The 19879-nt window shown below is 60.2% G+C and carries 18 protein-coding genes and 2 tRNA genes; 9 read left to right on the forward strand and 11 right to left on the reverse strand.

Features of this window, described 5'->3' with window-relative positions:
* Nucleotides 1-2 precede the first annotated feature (2 nt).
* The 3 genes from hutH to NQ559_RS14590 all read left to right on the forward strand — a co-directional run bounded on the left by hutH (nucleotide 3) and on the right by NQ559_RS14590 (nucleotide 3846).
* Nucleotides 3-1484, forward strand: a complete 1482-nt coding sequence (gene hutH / locus NQ559_RS14580) for a histidine ammonia-lyase (RefSeq protein WP_018696072.1) — start codon at nucleotides 3-5, stop codon at nucleotides 1482-1484.
* On the forward strand, nucleotides 1481-2722 hold the full coding sequence (hutI, locus tag NQ559_RS14585) for an imidazolonepropionase (RefSeq protein WP_018696071.1): 1242 nt from the start codon (nucleotides 1481-1483) through the stop codon (nucleotides 2720-2722). Before hutH ends, hutI begins: the two co-directional genes overlap by 4 nt.
* Before the next feature lie 80 nt (nucleotides 2723-2802).
* Entirely contained in the window at nucleotides 2803-3846 is a 1044-nt protein-coding gene (locus NQ559_RS14590) for a bifunctional methionine sulfoxide reductase B/A protein (RefSeq protein WP_018696070.1), read from the forward strand.
* Between the two features lie 390 nt (nucleotides 3847-4236).
* On the opposite strand, the gene NQ559_RS14595 is transcribed toward NQ559_RS14590, so the two are convergent.
* From NQ559_RS14595 to NQ559_RS14605, 3 genes are all read right to left on the reverse strand, one after another.
* Nucleotides 4237-4863: a CatB-related O-acetyltransferase gene (locus tag NQ559_RS14595; RefSeq protein ID WP_018696069.1), complete on the reverse strand. Its 627-nt coding sequence runs from the start codon at nucleotides 4861-4863 to the stop codon at nucleotides 4237-4239.
* A gap of 11 nt (nucleotides 4864-4874) precedes the next feature.
* Nucleotides 4875-6137: a Y-family DNA polymerase gene (locus tag NQ559_RS14600; RefSeq protein WP_018696068.1), complete on the reverse strand. Its 1263-nt coding sequence runs from the start codon at nucleotides 6135-6137 to the stop codon at nucleotides 4875-4877.
* Between the two features lie 105 nt (nucleotides 6138-6242).
* Nucleotides 6243-6695 (reverse strand): LexA family protein, encoded by a 453-nt coding sequence (locus tag NQ559_RS14605; RefSeq protein WP_018696067.1) that lies wholly within the window; start codon nucleotides 6693-6695, stop codon nucleotides 6243-6245.
* A gap of 76 nt (nucleotides 6696-6771) precedes the next feature.
* Here NQ559_RS14605 and NQ559_RS14610 point away from each other — a divergent pair, with 76 nt between their 5' ends.
* Nucleotides 6772-7656: a DMT family transporter gene (locus tag NQ559_RS14610; protein ID WP_018696066.1), complete on the forward strand. Its 885-nt coding sequence runs from the start codon at nucleotides 6772-6774 to the stop codon at nucleotides 7654-7656.
* A gap of 146 nt (nucleotides 7657-7802) precedes the next feature.
* Nucleotides 7803-8738 (forward strand): DUF1848 domain-containing protein, encoded by a 936-nt coding sequence (locus NQ559_RS14615; protein ID WP_018696065.1) that lies wholly within the window; start codon nucleotides 7803-7805, stop codon nucleotides 8736-8738.
* Here NQ559_RS14615 and NQ559_RS14620 read toward each other — a convergent pair.
* From NQ559_RS14620 to NQ559_RS14650, 7 genes are all read right to left on the reverse strand, one after another.
* Nucleotides 8735-9049 (reverse strand): hypothetical protein, encoded by a 315-nt coding sequence (locus NQ559_RS14620; RefSeq protein ID WP_018696064.1) that lies wholly within the window; start codon nucleotides 9047-9049, stop codon nucleotides 8735-8737. The two genes, NQ559_RS14615 and NQ559_RS14620, sit on opposite strands and share 4 nt — an antisense overlap.
* A 103-nt stretch (nucleotides 9050-9152) precedes the next feature.
* Entirely contained in the window at nucleotides 9153-10313 is a 1161-nt protein-coding gene (locus NQ559_RS14625; protein WP_018696063.1) for a MalY/PatB family protein, read from the reverse strand.
* A gap of 260 nt (nucleotides 10314-10573) precedes the next feature.
* Nucleotides 10574-10650 (reverse strand) — tRNA-Asp (locus NQ559_RS14630).
* A gap of 494 nt (nucleotides 10651-11144) precedes the next feature.
* Nucleotides 11145-11221: transfer RNA gene (locus NQ559_RS14635), tRNA-Asp, on the reverse strand.
* A gap of 55 nt (nucleotides 11222-11276) precedes the next feature.
* The gene (locus NQ559_RS14640; RefSeq protein ID WP_018696062.1) at nucleotides 11277-11813 is read right to left on the reverse strand and encodes an RsmD family RNA methyltransferase; all 537 of its coding nucleotides are present in this window, start codon (nucleotides 11811-11813) and stop codon (nucleotides 11277-11279) included.
* Nucleotides 11804-12370 carry a hypothetical protein gene (locus tag NQ559_RS14645; RefSeq protein ID WP_244062042.1) on the reverse strand — a complete coding sequence of 189 codons (567 nt, stop codon included), beginning with the start codon at nucleotides 12368-12370 and terminating at the stop codon, nucleotides 11804-11806. The genes NQ559_RS14640 and NQ559_RS14645 overlap by 10 nt, the downstream gene beginning before the upstream one ends.
* 22 nt (nucleotides 12371-12392) lie before the next feature.
* Entirely contained in the window at nucleotides 12393-13028 is a 636-nt protein-coding gene (locus NQ559_RS14650; protein WP_022333157.1) for a hypothetical protein, read from the reverse strand.
* 54 nt (nucleotides 13029-13082) lie between these two features.
* Here NQ559_RS14650 and NQ559_RS14655 point away from each other — a divergent pair, with 54 nt between their 5' ends.
* The 4 genes from NQ559_RS14655 to NQ559_RS14670 all read left to right on the forward strand — a co-directional run bounded on the left by NQ559_RS14655 (nucleotide 13083) and on the right by NQ559_RS14670 (nucleotide 19076).
* Complete coding sequence (locus NQ559_RS14655) at nucleotides 13083-14498, forward strand: ATP-dependent DNA helicase (protein WP_026318397.1); 1416 nt, start codon at nucleotides 13083-13085, stop codon at nucleotides 14496-14498.
* Nucleotides 14491-15066: a uracil-DNA glycosylase family protein gene (locus NQ559_RS14660; RefSeq protein WP_018696058.1), complete on the forward strand. Its 576-nt coding sequence runs from the start codon at nucleotides 14491-14493 to the stop codon at nucleotides 15064-15066. Before NQ559_RS14655 ends, NQ559_RS14660 begins: the two co-directional genes overlap by 8 nt.
* Nucleotides 15067-15224: 158 nt before the next feature.
* Complete coding sequence (gene mutS, locus NQ559_RS14665; RefSeq protein ID WP_193759084.1) at nucleotides 15225-17855, forward strand: DNA mismatch repair protein MutS; 2631 nt, start codon at nucleotides 15225-15227, stop codon at nucleotides 17853-17855.
* Between the two features lie 39 nt (nucleotides 17856-17894).
* Nucleotides 17895-19076: a C13 family peptidase gene (locus NQ559_RS14670; RefSeq protein ID WP_259803031.1), complete on the forward strand. Its 1182-nt coding sequence runs from the start codon at nucleotides 17895-17897 to the stop codon at nucleotides 19074-19076.
* A gap of 139 nt (nucleotides 19077-19215) precedes the next feature.
* Here the strand turns inward: NQ559_RS14670 and udk are convergent, their stop codons facing one another.
* On the reverse strand, nucleotides 19216-19839 hold the full coding sequence (gene udk, locus NQ559_RS14675) for a uridine kinase (RefSeq protein ID WP_018696055.1): 624 nt from the start codon (nucleotides 19837-19839) through the stop codon (nucleotides 19216-19218).
* Between the last annotated feature and the right edge of the window lie 40 nt (nucleotides 19840-19879).

The following is a 19879-nucleotide window of genomic DNA, read 5'->3' on the forward strand; positions in this document are numbered from 1 at the left end:
ACATGGAACATCACCATATCTCCGCGGAGCACCTTTCCCTTGCCCGCATCCGTGAAATCCTCGAACGGCACCTTCCCCTGGCACTGAGCGACGATGCCCGGACTCGCATCGTCCGCTGCCGCGAATACCTCGACCGCAAGATGGAAAACCCCGAGCGGCCGGTCTACGGCATCACCACCGGATTCGGTTCGCTGTGCGACATTTCGGTGGGCTACGACGAGCTGGCGCAGTTGCAGAAGAACCTCGTGATGTCGCATGCCTGCGGTACCGGCGAGCGGGTGCCTTCCGAGGTCGTGAAGCTGATCCTGCTGCTCAAGATCCAGTCGCTATCCTACGGCCATTCGGGCGTGCAGCTTGCGACCGTGGAGCGGCTGATCGACTTTTTCAACAACGACGTCCTGCCCGTGGTCTACCAGCAGGGTTCGCTGGGCGCATCGGGCGACCTGGCGCCGCTGGCGCACATGAGCCTGCCGCTGCTGGGGCTGGGCGAAGTGGAATACAAGGGGGCTGTGCGCCCGGCTGCCGGCGTGCTCTCCGAGCGGGGATGGCAGCCGATCGAGCTCCAGTCCAAGGAGGGGCTGGCGCTGCTCAACGGCACGCAGTTCATGAGCGCCTACGGCGTCTGGGCTTTGATCCAGTCCCGCCGCCTGAACGAGTGGGCCGACCGTATCGGGGCGCTGTCGCTCGACGCTTTCGACGGGCGCATCGAGCCTTTCTGCGACGAGGTGCACCTGATCCGCGCCCACCGGGGACAGCTCGCCACGGCACGCAACATCCGGCGCCTGTTGGAAGGCAGCCAGCTGGCCGCACGTCCCAAGAAACACGTACAGGATCCCTATTCGTTCCGCTGCATCCCCCAGGTGCACGGGGCTTCGAAGGACACCATCGACTATGTTGAAAGCGTGCTGACGACCGAGATCAACAGCACCACCGACAACCCGACGGTCTTCCCCGACGAGGACATGGTCGTCTCGGCGGGGAATTTCCACGGCCAGCCCATCGCGCTGGCGATGGATTTCCTCGCCATAGCCCTCGCCGAGCTGGGCAACATCTCCGAGCGGCGCACCTATAAACTGATTTCGGGCGCCCGGGAACTTCCGAAGTTCCTGGTTGCCAACCCGGGGCTGAACAGCGGCTTCATGATCCCGCAATACACCGCGGCGTCGATCGTCAGCCAGTCCAAAGGGCTGTGCATGCCCGCCTCGGTCGACTCGATCCCCTCGTCGCAGGGGCAGGAAGACCATGTGAGCATGGGTTCCAACGCCGCCACCAAACTTTACCGCGTGGTGCTCAACACCGAGCGCGTGCTGGCCATCGAGCTGTTCAATGCCGCGCAGGCGCTCGATTTCCGCCGCCCGGCGCGTTCCTCCGCGACGATCGAACAGATGGTCGCCGAGTACCGCAAGCGGGTGCCGTTCATCGACAACGACTCGGTGATGTACCCCCATATCGAATCCTCCATCCAATTCCTCCGGGCACTATGAGACTGCTGGTAAAGAACATCGGTACGATCGTCGGGATCGAGACCGCCGGCCGCCTCCGCCTGTGCGGCGGGGAGATGGATCGGCTGGAGACATTCGACGATGCCTGGCTGCTGGCCGACGACGGGCGTATCGCAGCCTTCGGGAGCATGGATTCGCTGGGCGAAATGGCCGCGGACGAGGTGGTCGACGCCGGGGGCGGGATGCTTTTCCCGTCGTTCTGCGATTCGCATACGCACCTGGTCTATGCCGGGAGCCGCGAACAGGAGTTCCTCGACAAGATCAACGGCCTGACTTACGAGCAGATCGCACGCCGCGGCGGGGGCATCCTCAATTCCGCCGACCTGCTGCACCGCACTTCCGAAGAGGAACTCTACCGCCAGGCGATGGGGCGTATCCGCGAGATCGCCGCCATGGGGACGGGTGCCGTGGAGATCAAGAGCGGCTACGGGCTGACTACGGCCGACGAGCTGAAGATGCTGCGCGTCATCCGGCGCATCCGCGAGACGGCGCCGCTGGCCGTGCGCGCCACGTTCCTCGGGGCGCATGCCGTGCCGCGCGCCTACGTCGGACGGCAGGAGGAGTATGTCGACCTGGTCTGCAACGAAATGCTGCCTGCGGTGGCGGCCGAAGGACTGGCCGATTTCGTCGACGTGTTCTGCGACGAAGGGTTCTTCACCGTGGAGCAGACGGCACGCATCATGAAGGCCGGGCGCAAGCTGGGCATGCGCGCCAAGATCCACGCCAACGAACTCGCCGTCTCGGGCGGCGTGCAGGTGGGCGTGGAGTACGACGCCCTGTCGGTCGACCACCTCGAACGCATGGGCGGGCCCGAGATCGGCGCCCTGCACGGCACGGTGACCTCGCCGACGATGCTGCCCGGCGCGGCATTCTTCCTCGGGATGAGCTATCCGCCAGCCCGTGAAATGATAAATGCCGGGCTGGGCGTGGCGCTGGCTTCGGACTACAATCCCGGTTCGTCGCCCTCGGGCAACATGCGCATGGTCGTCTCGCTGGCATGCATCCGTATGCGGATGACCCCTGCCGAGGCCATCAATGCCGCGACGCTCAACGGGGCCTACGCCATGGGGCTTAGCCGCGACTACGGCTCCGTCACGGTCGGCAAGGTCGCCAATTTTTTCCTCACGGTGCCGATGCCTTCGGTGGCGTTCTTGCCCTATGCCTATACCACGCCGCTTATCAGCCGCATATTCCTGCGCGGCGAGGAGGTCGTGGCGTAATATTTGACGGGGTGGGCCGTATGAGATTGTTGGTTCTGATCATTGGCCTGGCGCTTGCCGGGGCCGTAAAAGCACAGGATATGAAGCCGTTGACACCGGAAGAAAGACGTGTGATCGTCGACAAGGGTACCGAAGCGCCTTTTTCGGGCCGTTATTACAAGCATCGCGGAGAGGGGGTTTACCGTTGCCGCCAGTGCGGTGCGCCGTTGTACCGTTCGCAGGACAAGTTCGACGCCGGGTGCGGCTGGCCGAGTTTCGACGACGAAATCCCCGGTGCCGTGAGGCGCACGACGGATGCCGACGGCCGGCGTACCGAAATCACCTGTGCCCGCTGCGGCGGACACCTGGGGCATGTCTTTACGGGCGAAGGCTTTACGCCCAAAAATACGCGCCACTGCGTCAACTCCGTCTCGCTCGTGTTCGAACCCGAAGGGGAAGCTTCCGCCGGGGCCGAAACGGCTGTAAAACCCGCGGCTTCCTCCCCGGAATCCGAAGGCCGGGCTGTCTCGCAGCCCGAAAAGCAGACGCAGCAGCCCGGAACCCAATTCGGGAGTCCCGGCGCTCAGGCGTCCGGGGCTGACTCGACGTCGGCCGCCGCCCGGCCGGGGGACGGGATGCCGCCCGCAGGGCAGGCCGCGGAGCGTGGCGCGACGGCGATCTTTGCCGGAGGTTGTTTCTGGGGCGTGGAATATATGCTTTCGAAAGTGCCCGGAGTCCTGAAGGTCGAGTCGGGCTACATCGGCGGCACGACCGAAAATCCCACCTATGAAGAGGTATGCAGCCACCGTACGGGACATGCCGAAGCCGTACGTGTGGTATTCGATCCTGCAAAGGTGTCCTACGAGACGCTGGCACGCCTGTTCTTCGAAATCCACGACCCGACCCAGGAAAACGGGCAGGGCCCCGACCTCGGCGACCAGTACCGTTCCGAGATATTCTACACCTCGCCCGCCCAGCAGGCGACGGCCGAGAGGCTCATCGCCGAGTTGCGGCGCAAAGGCTACGACGTCGTGACGCAAGTCACCCCTGCGGGCCGTTTCTGGCCCGCCGAGGATTACCACCAGCGATACTACGAGCGCAAGGGTACGCAGCCCTACTGCCACGCCTATACCAAGCGGTTTTGAGTAGGGGTGGGTGTCGCCGCCGCGTTGTGCCCGGCCTTTCATGCCCGGACATCCTGTTGCCGTTTCCACCTCTGTCCTGTCCCGGACTTGCCGCCGCATAGCGCCCGCCGCCGGGGCATTTTCGATTCCGATACGATTGTAAGACACCCCGCCTTGCAGCGGGGTGTCTTGCCGTCCGGGCGCAATCCCGGCCTGGGGCGATACGGGGCCTCGGCGCCGAATGGTTTTGAAAAACCGCTGCGGCGAAACACTCCCGGCCGAGGACAGATTGCCTTCCGTCCGTGGGCAGATTGCCTTTTGGCCGTGGATTGGTTGCCTTCCGTCCGTGGACAGGCTGCCTTCCGGCTGTGGACAGGTCGCTGTTTTTTAGGCCGTTGCCGCGTGCAAAGCCTATTCTTCGGTGAGTTTCCCGATCTCGCCCCGCATGATGTGGGGCAGATTTTCGCGGATTTTCCCGATGGGCCAGTCCCACCATCGCATCTCCTGCAACCTGGCTACGGTGTCCGCGTCGAAACGCCTGCGGATCACCCTGGCCGGCACGCCGCCGACGATGGTGTAGGGCGGGACATCCCTGGTGACGACCGCCCGTGCCGCGATCACCGCGCCGTCGCCGATCCTCACACCGGCCATGATAACCGCTTCGTACCCGATCCATACGTCGTTCCCGATTACGATGTCGCCTTTGTTGTCCCACGCCGCGGCGACATCCTTCCTGTCCAGTCCCCACTCCTCGAAAAAGAGCGGAAACGTATAGTTGGCCAGCGAACCCAGCGTGTGGTTGGCACTGTTGAACAGGAACCGTGCGCCGCACGCTATCGAACAGAACCTGCCGATCACCAGCCGGTCGCCGTTGACGGGGTAGTGGTACAGGACGTTGTTCTTTTCGAATTGCGTCGGGTCGTTCACGAAATCGTTGTAGATCGTGTAGTCCCCGACCTCGATCATCGGATTGCCGATGACCGTGTTCAGGTAGACCGTCTGCCGGTCGTTCGTGCGGGGATAGGTCTTGCTATTCATGGCTGGTCGTTTCAGTCTGCTTTTACGGTGATGATTTGTTTCCAGTCGGTCGTATATTCCTGCGAGAGGTGCTGGCGGTTCATTTTCAGCGGGGCGAACCCCTGTGCCGCCACCACGACCCTGTTGCGGCCGTAGGTGCGGTTGGTCGCATCCATGGCGTCCATCAGCCGGGCGTGCCTGGCACGATCCACGGGGTCGAACAGGTCGGTTTGCAACCCCGTGCGCGACGAAATGTCCGAAAGCGTAATCCCGGCTTTCTTGTAGCCGTAGCCTTTGCGGAATATGCGTTGCAGGGCCTTTGCCGCCAGCGGCACCAGCTCCAGCGTGTCGTCGGTCGGCACCACGGGGCGCACGGTCTGGCTTTCGAAATACTGGGGCAGCTCCTCGCGGTGGCGGTTGGTGAGGATGTAGACCGTCACCTCGCCGCAGAGGCTTTGCTGGCGGCGCAGTTTCTCGGCGGCCATCGAGGCGAACGCCGCCACCGAGGTGTGTATCTCCTCGTATTGGGTCAGCTCGTGCGCGAAGCTGCGCGAGACGGTGATCTGCTGTTTGGCCGGCGGGGCGCTCTCGAAGTCGATGCACGCCTCGCCCTGAAGCTCTTTCCATGTGCGCAGCCCCGTGACCCCCATGCGGCCGCGTATCCATGCCTCGGGACGCTGCACGAAGTTCCATGCCGTACGTACGTTGGCGGCCTGCAACATGCGCCGGTGCTTGCGCCCGATGCCCCAGACATCCTCTATCGGGAATTTGCGCAGTACCTTTTCGATGTCCTGCGGACGGTACATCAGGCAGGCGCCCTGCAACTTGGGGTACTCCTTGCAGAGTTTCGACGCGATCTTGGCCAGCGTTTTGGTCGGGGCGATGCCGATGCTCACGGGGATGCCCGTATTGCGGCGTACCGTGCGGCTGATGTGCCGTCCCAACTCCTCCAGTCGTCCGGTTTCGATGCCCCGCAAGTCGAGGAACGCCTCGTCGATGGAGTACACCTCGGCGGCGGGAACCATGCGGCGGAGCGTCCAGATCACGCGCCGCGACATGTCGCCGTAGAGGTTGAAATTACTCGAAAAGACGGCTACATTATGCCTTTTTTCGAGGTCGCGGATCTGGAAATAGGGGTGTCCCATGCGGATGCCGAGCGCCTTGGCCTCGTTCGAGCGCGCGATCACGCAGCCGTCGTTGTTCGACAGCACGACGACGGGCCGCCCCTCCAGTTCGGGGCGGAAGACCCGCTCGCACGAGGCGAAGAAATTATTGCAGTCGCAAAGTCCGTACATCGTTTTTTCGTGTTGCATGTTGTCCGTGCCCCCCCCCTCGGGCGTTGTGGTTCCCTCGCGGGGATATTGCTCGGCGTGAAGAGACTGGGCCTCCCCGCGGCCGCTTCAGACCTTTTTGATGGCGTACGTCACCACGCCCCATACCGAAAAATCGCTTTCCTGGCCGATCTCGATCGGTTTGTAGCGCTTGTTCGCGGGCATGAGGACGATCTTGCCCTGTCCCATCCGCAGGCGTTTGAGGGTGAATTCCCCGTCGAGGAAACATACGGCGACACAGCCGTCGTAGGCCTCCAGCGACTTGTCCACGACCAGCAGGTCGCCGTCGGCGATGCCGTCGTCCTGCATGCTGTCGCCCGCGACCCGAGCGAAGAATGTCGCACCCGGATTGCGAACCAGCTCCCGGTTCAGGTCGAGGGGCGGGTCGAGGTGGTCGTCGGCCGGCGAGGGAAAACCCGCCGAGACGCCGCTCGTCGCCACGGGAAGTTCCGTGCGGGTCGAGGTGTCGGGGCGGACGAGCCGGAGCCGTATTTCTTCCTGGTTGTCCATCTTGTTATCCATAGTCGCTGCAAAATTGCAAAAAATTTCGTGTAAACCGGCAATATTTCCTACATTTGCCTCCTGAAATCCCGGTTTTATGGAACGTGCCAAAGGTATTCTCTACGCGGCCCTGTCGTCGTCGACTTTCGGGCTGGCGCCGCTCTTCACACTGCTGCTGCTCGGCCTGGGCTACTCTTCGTTCGAGGTGCTGTCCTACCGTTGGGGTGTCGCGTCGCTGTTTCTCGGTGCCCTGGCGCTGTTCGCCGGGCGCAGTTTCCGCCTCTCGTGGCCGGAATTGCGGACGGTATTCTTCCTGAGCCTTTTCCGCGCCGCCACGTCGCTGAGCCTGGTCATCGCCTACCAGCATATCGCCAGCGGTGTCGCGTCGACCATCCATTTCATGTATCCGCTGGCCGTCGCCCTGGCCATGATGTGCTTCTTCCGCGAAAAAGGCTCCGTATGGGTCTTTGCGGCCATCGGCATGTCCATCGTCGGCGCCGTGCTCCTCTCGCTGGGCAACGTCGATTTCACCCGGGGGAATACCACGCTGGGCATGGTCTCGGCCGCCGTTTCGGTCGTTTCTTACGGCGGTTATATCGTTGGCGTGCGCAAGAGCCGTGCCGTGGGGATCGACTCCACGGTGCTGACCTGTTACGTGATGGGGCTGGGGGCTTTGTATTTCATTGCCGGCGGCCTCGTTACGGGCGGTATTCGCATCGAGACGGACGGCACGGCGTGGCTCTGCATCCTCGGGGTGGCGCTTCCGGCCACGGCCGTGTCGAACATGACGCTGGTGCAGGCCATCAAACGCATCGGGCCGACGCTGACCTCGGTCTTCGGGGCCTTGGAACCGCTTACGGCCGTGGTCATCGGCGTCGCGGTCTTCGGCGAACCCTTTACGGTGCAGGGCGCTGCGGGCATTCTGCTGATCGTCGCAGCCGTCACGATCGTCATCCTGCACAGCGGCCGCCGGAAAGCCTGACCAGGCCGCACTGCGACGTGCTGCCGCCCGGGGATCGCGGCTTCCGGATAAAGGCGGCGCGCTTCCGGCCGCGGGGGACGGCTTCCCGGATACGGATAACCTACTCCCGGACAAAATAGAACCGACGGAAAACCCGTTTTACCGATATGATCATCAGTGCCAGCCGCCGGACGGATATTCCGGCTTTCTATGCGCCGTGGTTCTTCAACCGCCTGCAGGAGGGTTACCTCCTTGTGCCCAATCCCTTCGACCCGAGGACGCTCAGCCGCATCAGCCTCGGGCGCGACGTCGTGGACTGCATCGTATTCTGGACGAAGAACCCGGCGCCGATGCTGCCGCGGCTCGGGGAGTTGTCGGGCTACAACTATTATTTCCAGTATACGCTCAATCCCTACGGCGCCGACCTGGAAAAGCACCTGCCGCCGCTCGAAAGGCGGATCGAGACCTTCAAACGCCTCTCGGATCAGGTAGGGCGCGACAGGGTGGTGTGGCGCTATGACCCGATTCTCACCAATGCGACCTGCGACGTGGATTTCCACTGCGAGGCCTTCGCCCGGATCGCCCATGCCCTGCGGGATCATACGACGACCTGCATGCTGGGCTTCATCGACCATTACCGCCATATCCGCGGCGTCCTCGGGGCGCTCGGTATCGGGCCCCTGCAGCGGGACGAAATCCGGCGGATGGCCGTGTCGTTCCGCCGGACGGCGGCCTCGACGCCCATCGCATTGAAGACCTGCACCGCAAAGGTCGACCTTCGGCACCTGGGCATCCCGGCCGGCATGTGCATCGACCGCGGGCTGGTCGAACGCATTGCGGGCTATCCGATCGCGGCGAAGAAGGATGCGAACCAGCGCCATATCTGCAATTGCGTCGAGAGCATCGACATCGGCACCTATGAAAGCTGTCTGAACGGCTGTGTCTATTGCTATGCCATCCGGGGCAATTACGATACGGCGGAGTATAACCGCCGCAGGCACGATCCCCGCTCGCCGCTGATGATCGGGCATCTTTGCGACGACGATGTGGTGAAAGAGCGGCCGGTAAAAAGCCTCCGCAGCACGCAGCATACGCTGTTTTAACAGGACGGCGTCTCTTCGGGGGAGTGTTTCTTCGATATTTTCCCGGATAGCTCTCGGTATGTGCAGTTCATTATTTCATAGCGTTTTACTTCATGCGTCCTGCGGTCTTCCTGCACCAGATAGGCGCGTTTTGCCCACGCCTCGATCGTGAAATCGCATGCCGGCCCTTCCAATTTCAGCACGTGCGAGTCCATCAGGTTCCAGAAAATGAAGCGCAGCTTGTTGGCATAGCTTCCGTTTGCAAACGACATTTGTGCGCCCGTTTCGTCCTTAAAATAGACGCTGTTGAAATTTTCTCTTGCCCGTCCCATAACAGTTGTGTTTAGTCGGTGCAAAGGTCGGAAGGTGTAATGACAAGTTTTGACACCGTTGCGTATTTTTTTGAATGCACGATGCCGGAATGAAGTTCTCAAACTATCGTTTTAGCACCTTTCGCAACCTGTCGAGCCCCTCGGCCAGCAATTTCCGCGGGCAGGCGATGTTCAGGCGGATGAAATCCCGGCCGGCCTCGCCGTATATCGACCCGGGGTTTATGCGCAGTTTCGCCTCTTCGAGCAGCTTCGTCTCCAGCTCGTCGGACGTAAGCCCCGATGCCCGACAGTCGACCCACACCAGATATGTTCCCTCCAGCGGCAGCACCGGGTACTGCGGCAGGTTGCGGTCGAAATACTCCCGCAGGAAGCGGTAGTTGTCGTGCAGGTATTCGTTGAGCGTATCGAGCCATTCGGCGCCTTCGTCGTAGGCTGCGATCAGCGCTTCGATGGCCAGGGGGCCGATCTCCCCGGTTTCGTTGATCTGGAGCGAGTGCCCGATCCTTGCCCTCAGGGCCGCATCCGCCGCGAAGATGTTGGCGACCTGCAACCCCGCGAGGTTGAATGCCTTGCTCGGCGAAGTGCAGGTCACCGAGCTGCGTTCGAACTCCTCGCAGAGCGAGGCGAACGGCGTATAGCTAAATCCCGGCATCACCAGCTCGCAGTGTATCTCGTCAGCCACGACCACGACGTCGTGGCGCAGGCACAGCTCCCCGATGCGGCGCAGCTCCGCGGGCGTCCAGACCCGTCCGGCAGGGTTGTGCGGGTTGCATAGCAGCATCAGCTTCACGGCAGGGTCGGCGGCTTTACGCTCCAGGTCGTCGAAGTCGATCGTGTAGGTGTTGTCGCGGTATACCAGCGGGCTTTCGGCCGCCTGGCATCCGCTGTTGTGGATCGAGGTGAAGAAATGGTTGTAGACCGGCGTCTGGATCAGGACTTTGTCGCCCGGTTGCGTCAGGGCCTTGATGACGGCCGACAGGGCGGGGATGACGCCTGTCGTATGGAGCACCCATTCCGGCCGTATCTGCCAGCCGTGGCGGCGGCGGAACCACCCCGTAATCGCATCGTAGTAGGCTTTCGGAGCCGTCGCATACCCGAAAATGTCGTGTTGCACCCGCCGCTGCAAGGCGGCTGCGACAGCGGGTGCCGTGTGGAAGTCCATGTCGGCCACCCACATGGGCAGCACCTCGGGATCGGTATCCATATCCCATTTGATCGCGTTCGTCCCGCGGCGCGGGACTATTTCATCGAAATCGTATTTCATGCGGAATTGTATTTGCTCGTTTATAAATACGTCGGAGCCTCCCCGAAAGTTTCATTCCGGGTTCCGGTTTTGCACGGCAGGCAGGCTGCCGGCTTGCCCTCGCGTTCCGGCAGCGTACCCTTATGCTCGCCGAGGTACCCTTATCTGCTTCTCCTTTCCCCATCCGTACCGCCATGCGATGCGGGGAAACGAAAAACGAGGCAGTCGTAAACTGCCTCGTTTTTCGTTTCTTGCCTCCGGGGATTTTCCCTTCGGTTTGCTGGCGGTGCGTAGGGGACTCGAACCCCTGACCCCGTGCGTGACAGGCACGTATTCTAACCAGCTGAACTAACGCACCATTTTGGTATTGCGAGTGCAAAGATACTATATTTTCTAAAACCTGCAAATAATTCCGTGATATTTTTTTTGCCGTTTGCCTGCCGTGTCCGGCTGTGCCGCCGCCGGATACGTGCCTCCCGGCAGGTGTGCTGTTCCCTGCCCCCTCCGGCCTGTCCGCTGCTTCCCCGCCTCCCGCCGGGGATGTGGATGGATTCTCCGGGGCCGGCGGATGTTTTTCCTTTCCGGGGTCGCCGGGCGGATTCTCCGGAGCATCCTATTGTTTTCCTTTCCCGGAACCGTAGGGTAGGTGTCCTTGGGGACTTTCTTTCCGGCGTGAGCCCTCCCCCTTGTTCCGGCAGGCGTACCCCCTCCCTTATGCTCGTCGACGTACCCTTATCTGCCTTGCCTTTCCCCGTCCGCACCGCCATGCGATGCGGGGAAACGAAAAACGAGGCAGTCGTAAACTGCCTCGTTTCCTGTTCCTTGCCTCCGGGGATTTCCCCTTCGGTTTGCTGGCGGTGCGTAGGGGACTCGAACCCCTGACCCCGTGCGTGACAGGCACGTATTCTAACCAGCTGAACTAACGCACCGTTTGGTTTATTGCGAGTGCAAAGATAGTGTAATTTTTCAAAACGGCAAACGCTTTTACGGCTTTTTGAAGAAAGAAAATTGCACGCTTCCGTAACTCCTTAATTGCCAGAACTCCTCGCAGGCCGAGAAATCCATTTTTTTCGAGTGTTCGAAGATGAAAATCCCCTCCGGGCGCAGCAGGTTGCCCTCCAGCACCAGTTTCACCACCTGTTCGCTGCCCTCCAGGTCGTAGGGGGCGTCCGAAAAAATCACGTCGAACTGCTTGGTGCAGCTCTTCAGGTAGAGGAACGCATTGGCCTTCACGGGATAGAGGTTGCCGATGCCGAGCTGTGCCGCCGTCTGCCGGATAAAGTTGTAATGCACCGGGTTGATCTCCACCGATGTGACGCTCCGTGCTCCGCGCGAGGCGAACTCGTAGCTTATCGACCCCGTCCCGGCAAAGAGGTCGAGCACGTCGCACTGCTCGAAATCCACCAGGTTGCCCAGTACGTTGAACAGGTTTTCCTTGGCGAAATCGGTCGTCGGGCGTGCCCGCAGGTTGCGCGGCGGGTTGATGGCCCGCCCCTTGTATTTTCCGCTGACTATTCGCATACGATCCGTTTGAAATAACCTTTCAGCAACTTGCCGCACGCCTTGGCGTCGTCGCCGGAAATCCTGAGTTCGCAGCTTTTGAGTGCGAACTCCTTTTCGAGCCGTTCCGTGAAGTAGCATACGTCCGCCGTGTCCGGTGCGGGGATCACCCCCGCGAAGCGGAGGCTGCCGTCGTACACCTTAATATATAGGAGCCCCGCCGTGCGGTATGCCCATACGGTCGGTGTTCCGGCCTGCACCTCCCGGAGCAGTGGGGTGGTGTAGCGGATGCGGTCTCCCAGCTTCTCCTCCGCCTGCCGCAACGCCTCCCGGTGCGCAGCCATTACGGCGACGATCCCCTGCACGGGGAGGCTGCATACGGCGCGCTCTTCCGCGGCGGGAGCCATGCCGTTTGCCGCGAGCAGCGTCCCGGCGTCCCCGGTGCCGAGCACCTCCTCCGGGACGAGCATCGTCCGTGCCGTCAGCAGCTCCGCCTCCACGGGCTCCTCCCCCGGGAATTCCCCGTCGAGGCCGTGCGCCGAAAAAGAGTGTCCATCCAACGTAAGCTGAATGGACACCTTATTTGTAGCTTGCGGAGTGTTACTCCCAGTTACCTGCTTCATTGTTACCAGCTTCCATTGAACCGAACTTGACGCCGGGGTAGCGGTTGAAGTTGTTCACCTCGTCGTCGATCAGGTTGATGATCTCCTGGCGGTAAGCCACCGTGTCGAGGAACATCTTGTAGGGTGCGCGGCACTCCACGATCGGGATCACGACCTTCGACTCGGTGGTGATGATGCCTGCCTCCATGATGTACTGGGCCTTGTCATCGGTGCCGGGGATGTAACGCAACTGCTCTACGTCCTGTTTCGAAAGGCGCTTGGGCGAGAAGATCGTGTCGATCACGGCGATCTTGAACTTCTCGACGTTCTTTTTGCCCATCTTCTTCAGCTGTGCCATGGCTACGGAGTCATCCTCGTCGACGATCTTGCGCTCGAGTTCGAGCGTATCCTGCAGGATGAAATTCGTCAGCGTGTCGAAACTGCCCGTGAAACGCTGGTACTTCGACTTGAATGCGCGCTGTGCCGTACGGATGTCCTTGATGCGGTCGATGACCTGGGCTTTCTTGGCCTTCAACTCGTCATCGAACTTGATCGGGGTCGAGATCTGGTCGTAGATAACGTAGACCAGCGCCACGATAGCTACAGCAAGAATGATTTGAGCGATTTTTTTCATTTTTTAAGCTAATCTAATATTTGTTTGTAATTTTGTACAAAATATAACACACGCATGTTCAGCACACGTATTGCGACCCAAATTTACGCTAAAATTTGTTTTGAAACAACTCTTGGGCAAAAAAAAATCATAGAAAAATTGTCCGAATACCTTGCAGGTGACGATTTTTCGCGGATTTTCGTGCTGAACGGGTATGCCGGCACGGGCAAAACGACGCTGATAGCGGCACTCGTGGGGGCGCTTAAGGATTTGAATATCAAACCCATCCTGCTCGCCCCGACGGGCCGTGCGGCCAAAGTCCTCGCCCAATACGCTCAGGAAAAGGCTTTTACTATCCACAAGCGGATATACCGACAGCGCACCAATGCCGATTACGAATCGAAATATTCGCTCAACTTCAATGCCGAGAAGGGGGCGGTATTCATCGTCGACGAGGCCTCGATGCTCTCCGACAGCCCGGGCGGCGGGGCGCTTTTCGGCTCCGGGTCGCTGCTCGAAGACCTCGTGCAATACGTCCGCAGCGGCCGTGACTGCCGCCTGGTGCTCGTCGGCGACAGCGCCCAGCTGCCGCCCGTCGGGGCCGATTGCAGCCCGGCGCTCGACGCCGCGTCGCTCGCCCGTTTCGGCGATGTCGAGTACGCCACGATGGACGACGTGGTGCGCCAGGAGGCCGAGTCGGGGATCCTTTTCAATGCCACGCTCGTGCGGTGCATGCTCGAGAACGGCATCCACGAAATCCCCCATTTCGAAATGGGCTTCCCCGACATCGAGGCGGTCGAAGGCGGGGAGTTCCTCGATAAGCTGCAGGATTGTTACGCCAGGTACGGCCGCGACGAAACCATCGTCATCACCCGTTCGAACAAGCGTGCCAACCGTTACAACGAGGGCATCCGCCGCAACGTGCTCTATGCCGAGGAGGAGATCGAGAGCAACGACATGCTGATGGTCGTGAAGAACAACTATTATTATACCGGGCACACCGAAAACTGCCCGATGCACTTTATCGCCAACGGCGACATCGCGCGGCTCAAACGGCTGCGGCGCTACGAGGATTTCTACGGCTTCCGTTTCGCCGACGTCGTGCTCGAATTCCCCGACTACGAGGATACGGAGATCGAATGCAGGATACTGCTCGACACGATCGCCTCGGAATCCCCGGCGCTGACCCGCGAGGAGTCCTCGCGCCTTTTCTACGAGGTCGAGAAGGACTACCTCGACGTCAAAAGTAAAATCAAGCGCTTCAAGGAGATCCGCGAGAACCCGCATTTCAACGCGCTCCAGGTGAAATTCTCCTATGCCGTGACGTGCCATAAGGCCCAGGGCGGGCAGTGGAAGGCCGTTTTCGTCGACCGCTGCCTGTTCGGCGACGAGCCCATGACGCGCGACATGCTCCGCTGGCTCTACACGGCGCTGACGCGCGCCACCGATAAACTGTACCTCGTAAATTTCGACAATAAGTTCTATGAATAGCGAACTGCATCCCCTCGAACCTTTCCTGCCGGCCAATGCCCGGGTGCTGATGCTGGGCAGCTTCCCGCCCAAGCGCATCCGCTGGTCGATGGATTTCTTCTACCCGAACCTGCAAAACGACATGTGGCGGATCGTGGGCTACCTTGCCACTGGCGACAAGTCGCATTTCCTGATGCCCGGCGGCCGGAAATTCGACAAGGAGCGCATCGAGGCCTTCTGCTGCTGCCGCGGGATCGCACTCTACGACACGGCGGTCGAAGTCATCCGGCTGAAAGACAATGCGTCGGATAATTTTCTTCAAGTCGTGCGCGAGGTGGATCTCGCCTCCCTGCTGGCGCGTATCCCTGCCTGCCGCACCCTCGTCACCACCGGCCAGAAAGCCACCGATACGCTGCGTGCGATCACGGGGTGCGACGAACCGGCCGTAGGCCAGTGCGTCGGGTTCGAATATGCCGGGCGGGACATGCGGCTGTGGCGCATGCCCTCCTCGTCGCGGGCCTATCCGCGGCCTGTGGAGTGGAAGGCCGAATTTTACCGAAAAGTATTCGAAATAAATGAAATTCTGTAAAATAGAGTATCTTTGCGTAGCAAAAAAAACAAAAATAATTTCCATTCCCGGCTTGGTTTGAGAACCAAATTCTGTTATCTTTGTATGGAAATTACATACAATTTTTTATTGTGAACGCAGAGAAAAAAATAGACAAAAAATATGTCGAGACACCGCTGATGAAGCAATATTATTCGATCAAGGCGGTGCATCCCGATGCCATCCTGCTCTTCCGGGTAGGGGATTTTTACGAAACCTTCGGCGAGGACGCGATCAAGGCCAGCGGCATACTCGGCATTACGCTCACGCGGCGGGCCAACGGTTCGGCAACCTACGTCGAACTGGCGGGGTTCCCCTACCATGCCATCGACACCTACCTGCCCAAGCTGGTGCGGGCGGGCGAGCGCGTAGCCATCTGCGAGCAGCTGGAAGACCCCAAGCAGGTGCGGGGGCTGGTCAAGCGCGGCGTCATCGAACTGGTCACCCCGGGCATCGTGCTGGGCGACAATATCCTGGCCAACAAGGAAAACGCTTTCCTCGCTTCGGTCTACTTCGGCCGGCAGACGACCGGTGTGGCGTTCCTCGACATTTCGACGGGCGAGTTCTACGTGGCTGAAGGCTCCGACAACTACGTCGACAAGCTCATTTCGAACCTCGCACCCAAGGAGATCATCTACCAGCGCGGTTACGAAGACCGCTTCTCCACCGCTTTCGGGTCGAAGCATTACACCTACCGGCTCGACGAATGGGTCTTCTCGGAGGAGGTCAACCGTGAAAAACTCTGCAAGCAGTTCACGACCACGTCGCTCAAGGGTTTCGGCGTCGACCATTTCACCAGCGGCATATCCGCCGCCGGCGCCATCCTCTACTACCTCGAATTCACCGAGCACCGCGACATCGCCCATATCCGTTCGATTTCGCGTATCGACCAGGACGACTACGTGTGGGTCGACAAATTCACGATCCGCAACCTCGAGCTGTTCTCGTCGAACGGGGGGCGCGAGAAGTGCAGCTTCGCCGATGTCATCGACCGCACGCTCACCCCCATGGGCGGCCGCCTGCTCAAACGGTGGATCGCCATGCCTGTCAAGGATACCGTGCAGATCAACGAACGGCTGGACGTAGTCGGGCATTTCATCGAGGATGCCGACCTGGCCGACACCGTGCGCGAGCAGGTGGCGCTGGTGGGCGACATGGAGCGTATTGCGTCGCGTATCGCCGCGGCGCGGGTGACGCCCCGGGAACTGGTGCAGCTCAAGAATTCGCTCTTTGCGGTCGAATTGCTCAAGGCGGCGCTCGAATCCACGGACGATGACCGTCTGCATGCGCTGGCGGCGCAGATCGACCTGATGACCGGCGTGCGCGACCGCATCGCACGGGAGATATACCCCGATCCGCTCAACAACCAGATCCAGAAGGGCGGCGTTATCGCCGACGGCGTGGATCCCGAGCTGGACGACCTGCGCCGCATCGCGCTCCATGGCAAGGATTACCTGGCACGCATCCAGCAGCGCGAGAGCGAGACGACGGGCATCCCGTCGCTCAAGATCAGCTACAACAACGTCTTCGGCTACTATATCGAAGTGCGCAACGCCCATAAGGACAAGGTGCCCCAGACCTGGATCCGCAAGCAGACCCTCGCCAATGCCGAACGCTACATCACCGAGGAGCTGAAGGAATACGAGGAGAAGATCCTCGGCGCCGAGGAGAAGATGCTGGTGATCGAACAGCGCATCTATGCCGACATCATCGCCTGCATCAGCCGTTCGCTCGCCGTGCTGCTGCGCGACGCCGCTGTCGTGGCGCGTGTCGATTGCCTGCAATCCTTCGCCCGCATCGCCTGCGAACGCCGCTATGTCCGCCCCGTGCTCGACGACGGCAAGCGCATCGACATCCGCCAGGGACGCCATCCCGTCATCGAGACGCTCATGCCCGTAGGGGAGGAGTATATCCCCAACGACGTGTTGCTCGACGACAAGGAACAGCAGATCATGATGATCACCGGCCCCAACATGTCGGGTAAGTCGGCCCTGCTGCGGCAGACGGCGCTCATCATCCTGATGGCGCAGATGGGATCCTTCGTCCCCGCCAAATCGGCGCATATCGGTGTGGTGGACAAGATATTCACGCGCGTCGGGGCGTCGGACAACATCTCGCAGGGCGAATCGACCTTCATGGTCGAGATGCTCGAATCGGCCAGCATCCTCAATAACATCTCCGACCGCAGCATCGTCCTGCTGGACGAAATCGGTCGCGGCACGAGCACCTACGACGGTATTTCCATTGCCTGGGCGATGGTCGAGTACCTGCACAACCACCCGACGGCGCACGCCAAGACGCTCTTCGCCACACACTACCACGAGCTGAACGAAATGGAGCAGATGTGCCCCCGCGTGAAGAACTACCATGTGAGCGTCAAGGAGCTGGGCAACCAGATCGTCTTCCTGCGCAAGCTCGAACGCGGCGGTACGGAGCACTCGTTCGGTATCCACGTGGCTCGCATGGCCGGCATGCCGATGTCGGTGGTGTCGCGTGCCGACGAGATCCTGCGCAACCTCGAACTCGTCTACGGCAACAACGAGATCGTACCGAGCCGCAGCCTCAAAAGCCGCGGCAAGAAACCGTCGCCGTCGGTCAGGGAGGCTGCCGAGGCCGGTGCCCCGCAGAACATGCAGTTGTCGATGTTCCAGCTGGACGATCCGGTGCTGGTGCAGATCCGCGACCAGATCAAGGGGCTGGACATCAATTCGCTGACACCTATCGAAGCACTCAACAAACTCAATGAAATCAAAAAGATAACCGGTATATGATAAAGTGGCGCTTGAAGTAGTGTCTGGAAGAGCCGTCCGGTGAAAAAACCGAGTGTTAACCTATTATTAAAATTGATTTTTATGCGACTGTTCCGACCTTTCGTTCTTGCGGCATTGACAGGCCTGCTTTTGGCAGGATGTTCGAAAAAGAAATCCGAAACGCCCCCCCCCTTGCTTTCATTGAATCCTGCTGAGACGAGGTTTTTTCCCACCTCCGGAACCTATTCTTTCGAGGTGGAGACCAATCAGAAATCCTGGGAGGTGCGGAGCGACCAGGAGTGGTGTGCCGTGACGCCGGATTATGCCGGCGGCAGTTTTTCCGTCGAATTGAGCGGAGCCCCAGCCCCTGCGCACGCCGCCGTGACGGTTCAGGCCGGAGCGGCAGCTCCGGTGACGATAGACTTCGCCAGCTTGCAGGATTTCGACAAAAATAGCCAGCGTTCGTATCCGCCCAGAGAAGAGTCTTATGCGCTGATTGTCGCCGCCTCGTCGGGCTGGGAGAACTACCGCCATCAGGCCGGGGCGTATCTCATGTATCAGATGCTGAAAAGCAACGGCCTGGACGACGACCATATCCTGCTCGTTTCCGAGGACGACATCGCCCGTCATTCGATGAACCCGACACCGGGGCGCATCCTGCCGCCGGAGGGGGAGGGGAATCTGTATGAAAACGTGATAGTGGATTATAAACTCTCGGAAGTCGGACTCTCCGGGTTGTTGGAAACCCTGACCACGGGAACTTCATTTCGGCCGGGTGTGTACGACAACCTGTTCGTCTATTGGGCGGGCAGGGGTACTCCGGAAGGGCCGAAGTGGCTCGACGAGACGCTTCACGCTTTCGAAGTGGCTGACTTTTTCAAGGCATTGAGTGCGCGACAAACTTTCCGGAAGCTCCTGCTCGTACTGGAAACCGATTACGGCGGGGTTGTGGGCAGGGCCTGCGAGGAGACGAAGATTCCGGGAATGCTCTGCTTTGCGGCTGCCGACGGCGAGACCTCCAAAGGCGGCATCCGAACCGATGCAGGCGGGAAAATACCTCTCTCCAACAGTTTTACGGACACATTTTATGAACTGGTTTCCTCGCCGGCGTCAATTTCAATATATGAACTGTATCGTGATATTTGCCGTACCATGCCTTACTATACGAATGTCGGCGTCTACAATGCCAATAATTTCGGCAATTTGTATACTGGAGCCATCTCTGAATTTTTGAATCCCTGACGGGGGCCGTGGTTATGACCTGCGGCCGGCCGCTCCGTTCCGGCATGTGGTCTGCGAACAGACCGTCGGGCAGATAAAACGAGTCCCGGATCTCTCGAAAAGAGATCCGGGACTCGCTCATTCGGACGGGTTGCGCCTCCTATTTGTTGCTCTGGATCAGCGAACTGATGTTCTGGATCAGCATCGCTACGGCCACCGAGTTGAAACCGCCCTCGGGGATGATGACATCGGCATAACGCTTCGAGGGTTCGACGAACTCGTCGTGCATCGGCTTCACGGTCGAGGTGTATTGCGTGATGACCGACTGCATCGTACGCCCGCGCTCGCAGACGTCGCGCAGGATACGGCGCGCCAGGCGTATGTCGGCGTCCGTGTCCACATAGACCTTGATGTCCATCATGTCGCGCAGCTCCTTGTTTTCGAAGATCAGGATGCCGTCGACGATGATTACCTTCGAAGGCTTCACGCACACGGTTTCCGCCGTACGGTCGTGGTCGACGAACGAGTAGACCGGGTGCTCGATGGGGACGTTGTCCTTCAGCGCCTTGATGTGGTCGACCAGCATCTGCGTGTCGAACGCCTGCGGATGGTCGTAATTGAGTTTCGTGCGTTCCTCGTAGGTCAGCTCGGGGTGCGCCTTGTAATAGTAGTCGTGGCAGAGCGTCACGACGTCGTCGCCTACGAAGGCCTCTTGCAGGCGTTTGACGAGCGTGGACTTTCCCGAGCCGGTTCCCCCGGCGACTCCGATTACGGTAACATTCATAGTTTCAGTTGGTAATATCGGTTATATAAAGAAAAGGATC

This window comes from Alistipes onderdonkii, from assembly GCF_025145285.1.
GTDB classification, from domain to species: Bacteria; Bacteroidota; Bacteroidia; order Bacteroidales; family Rikenellaceae; genus Alistipes; species Alistipes onderdonkii.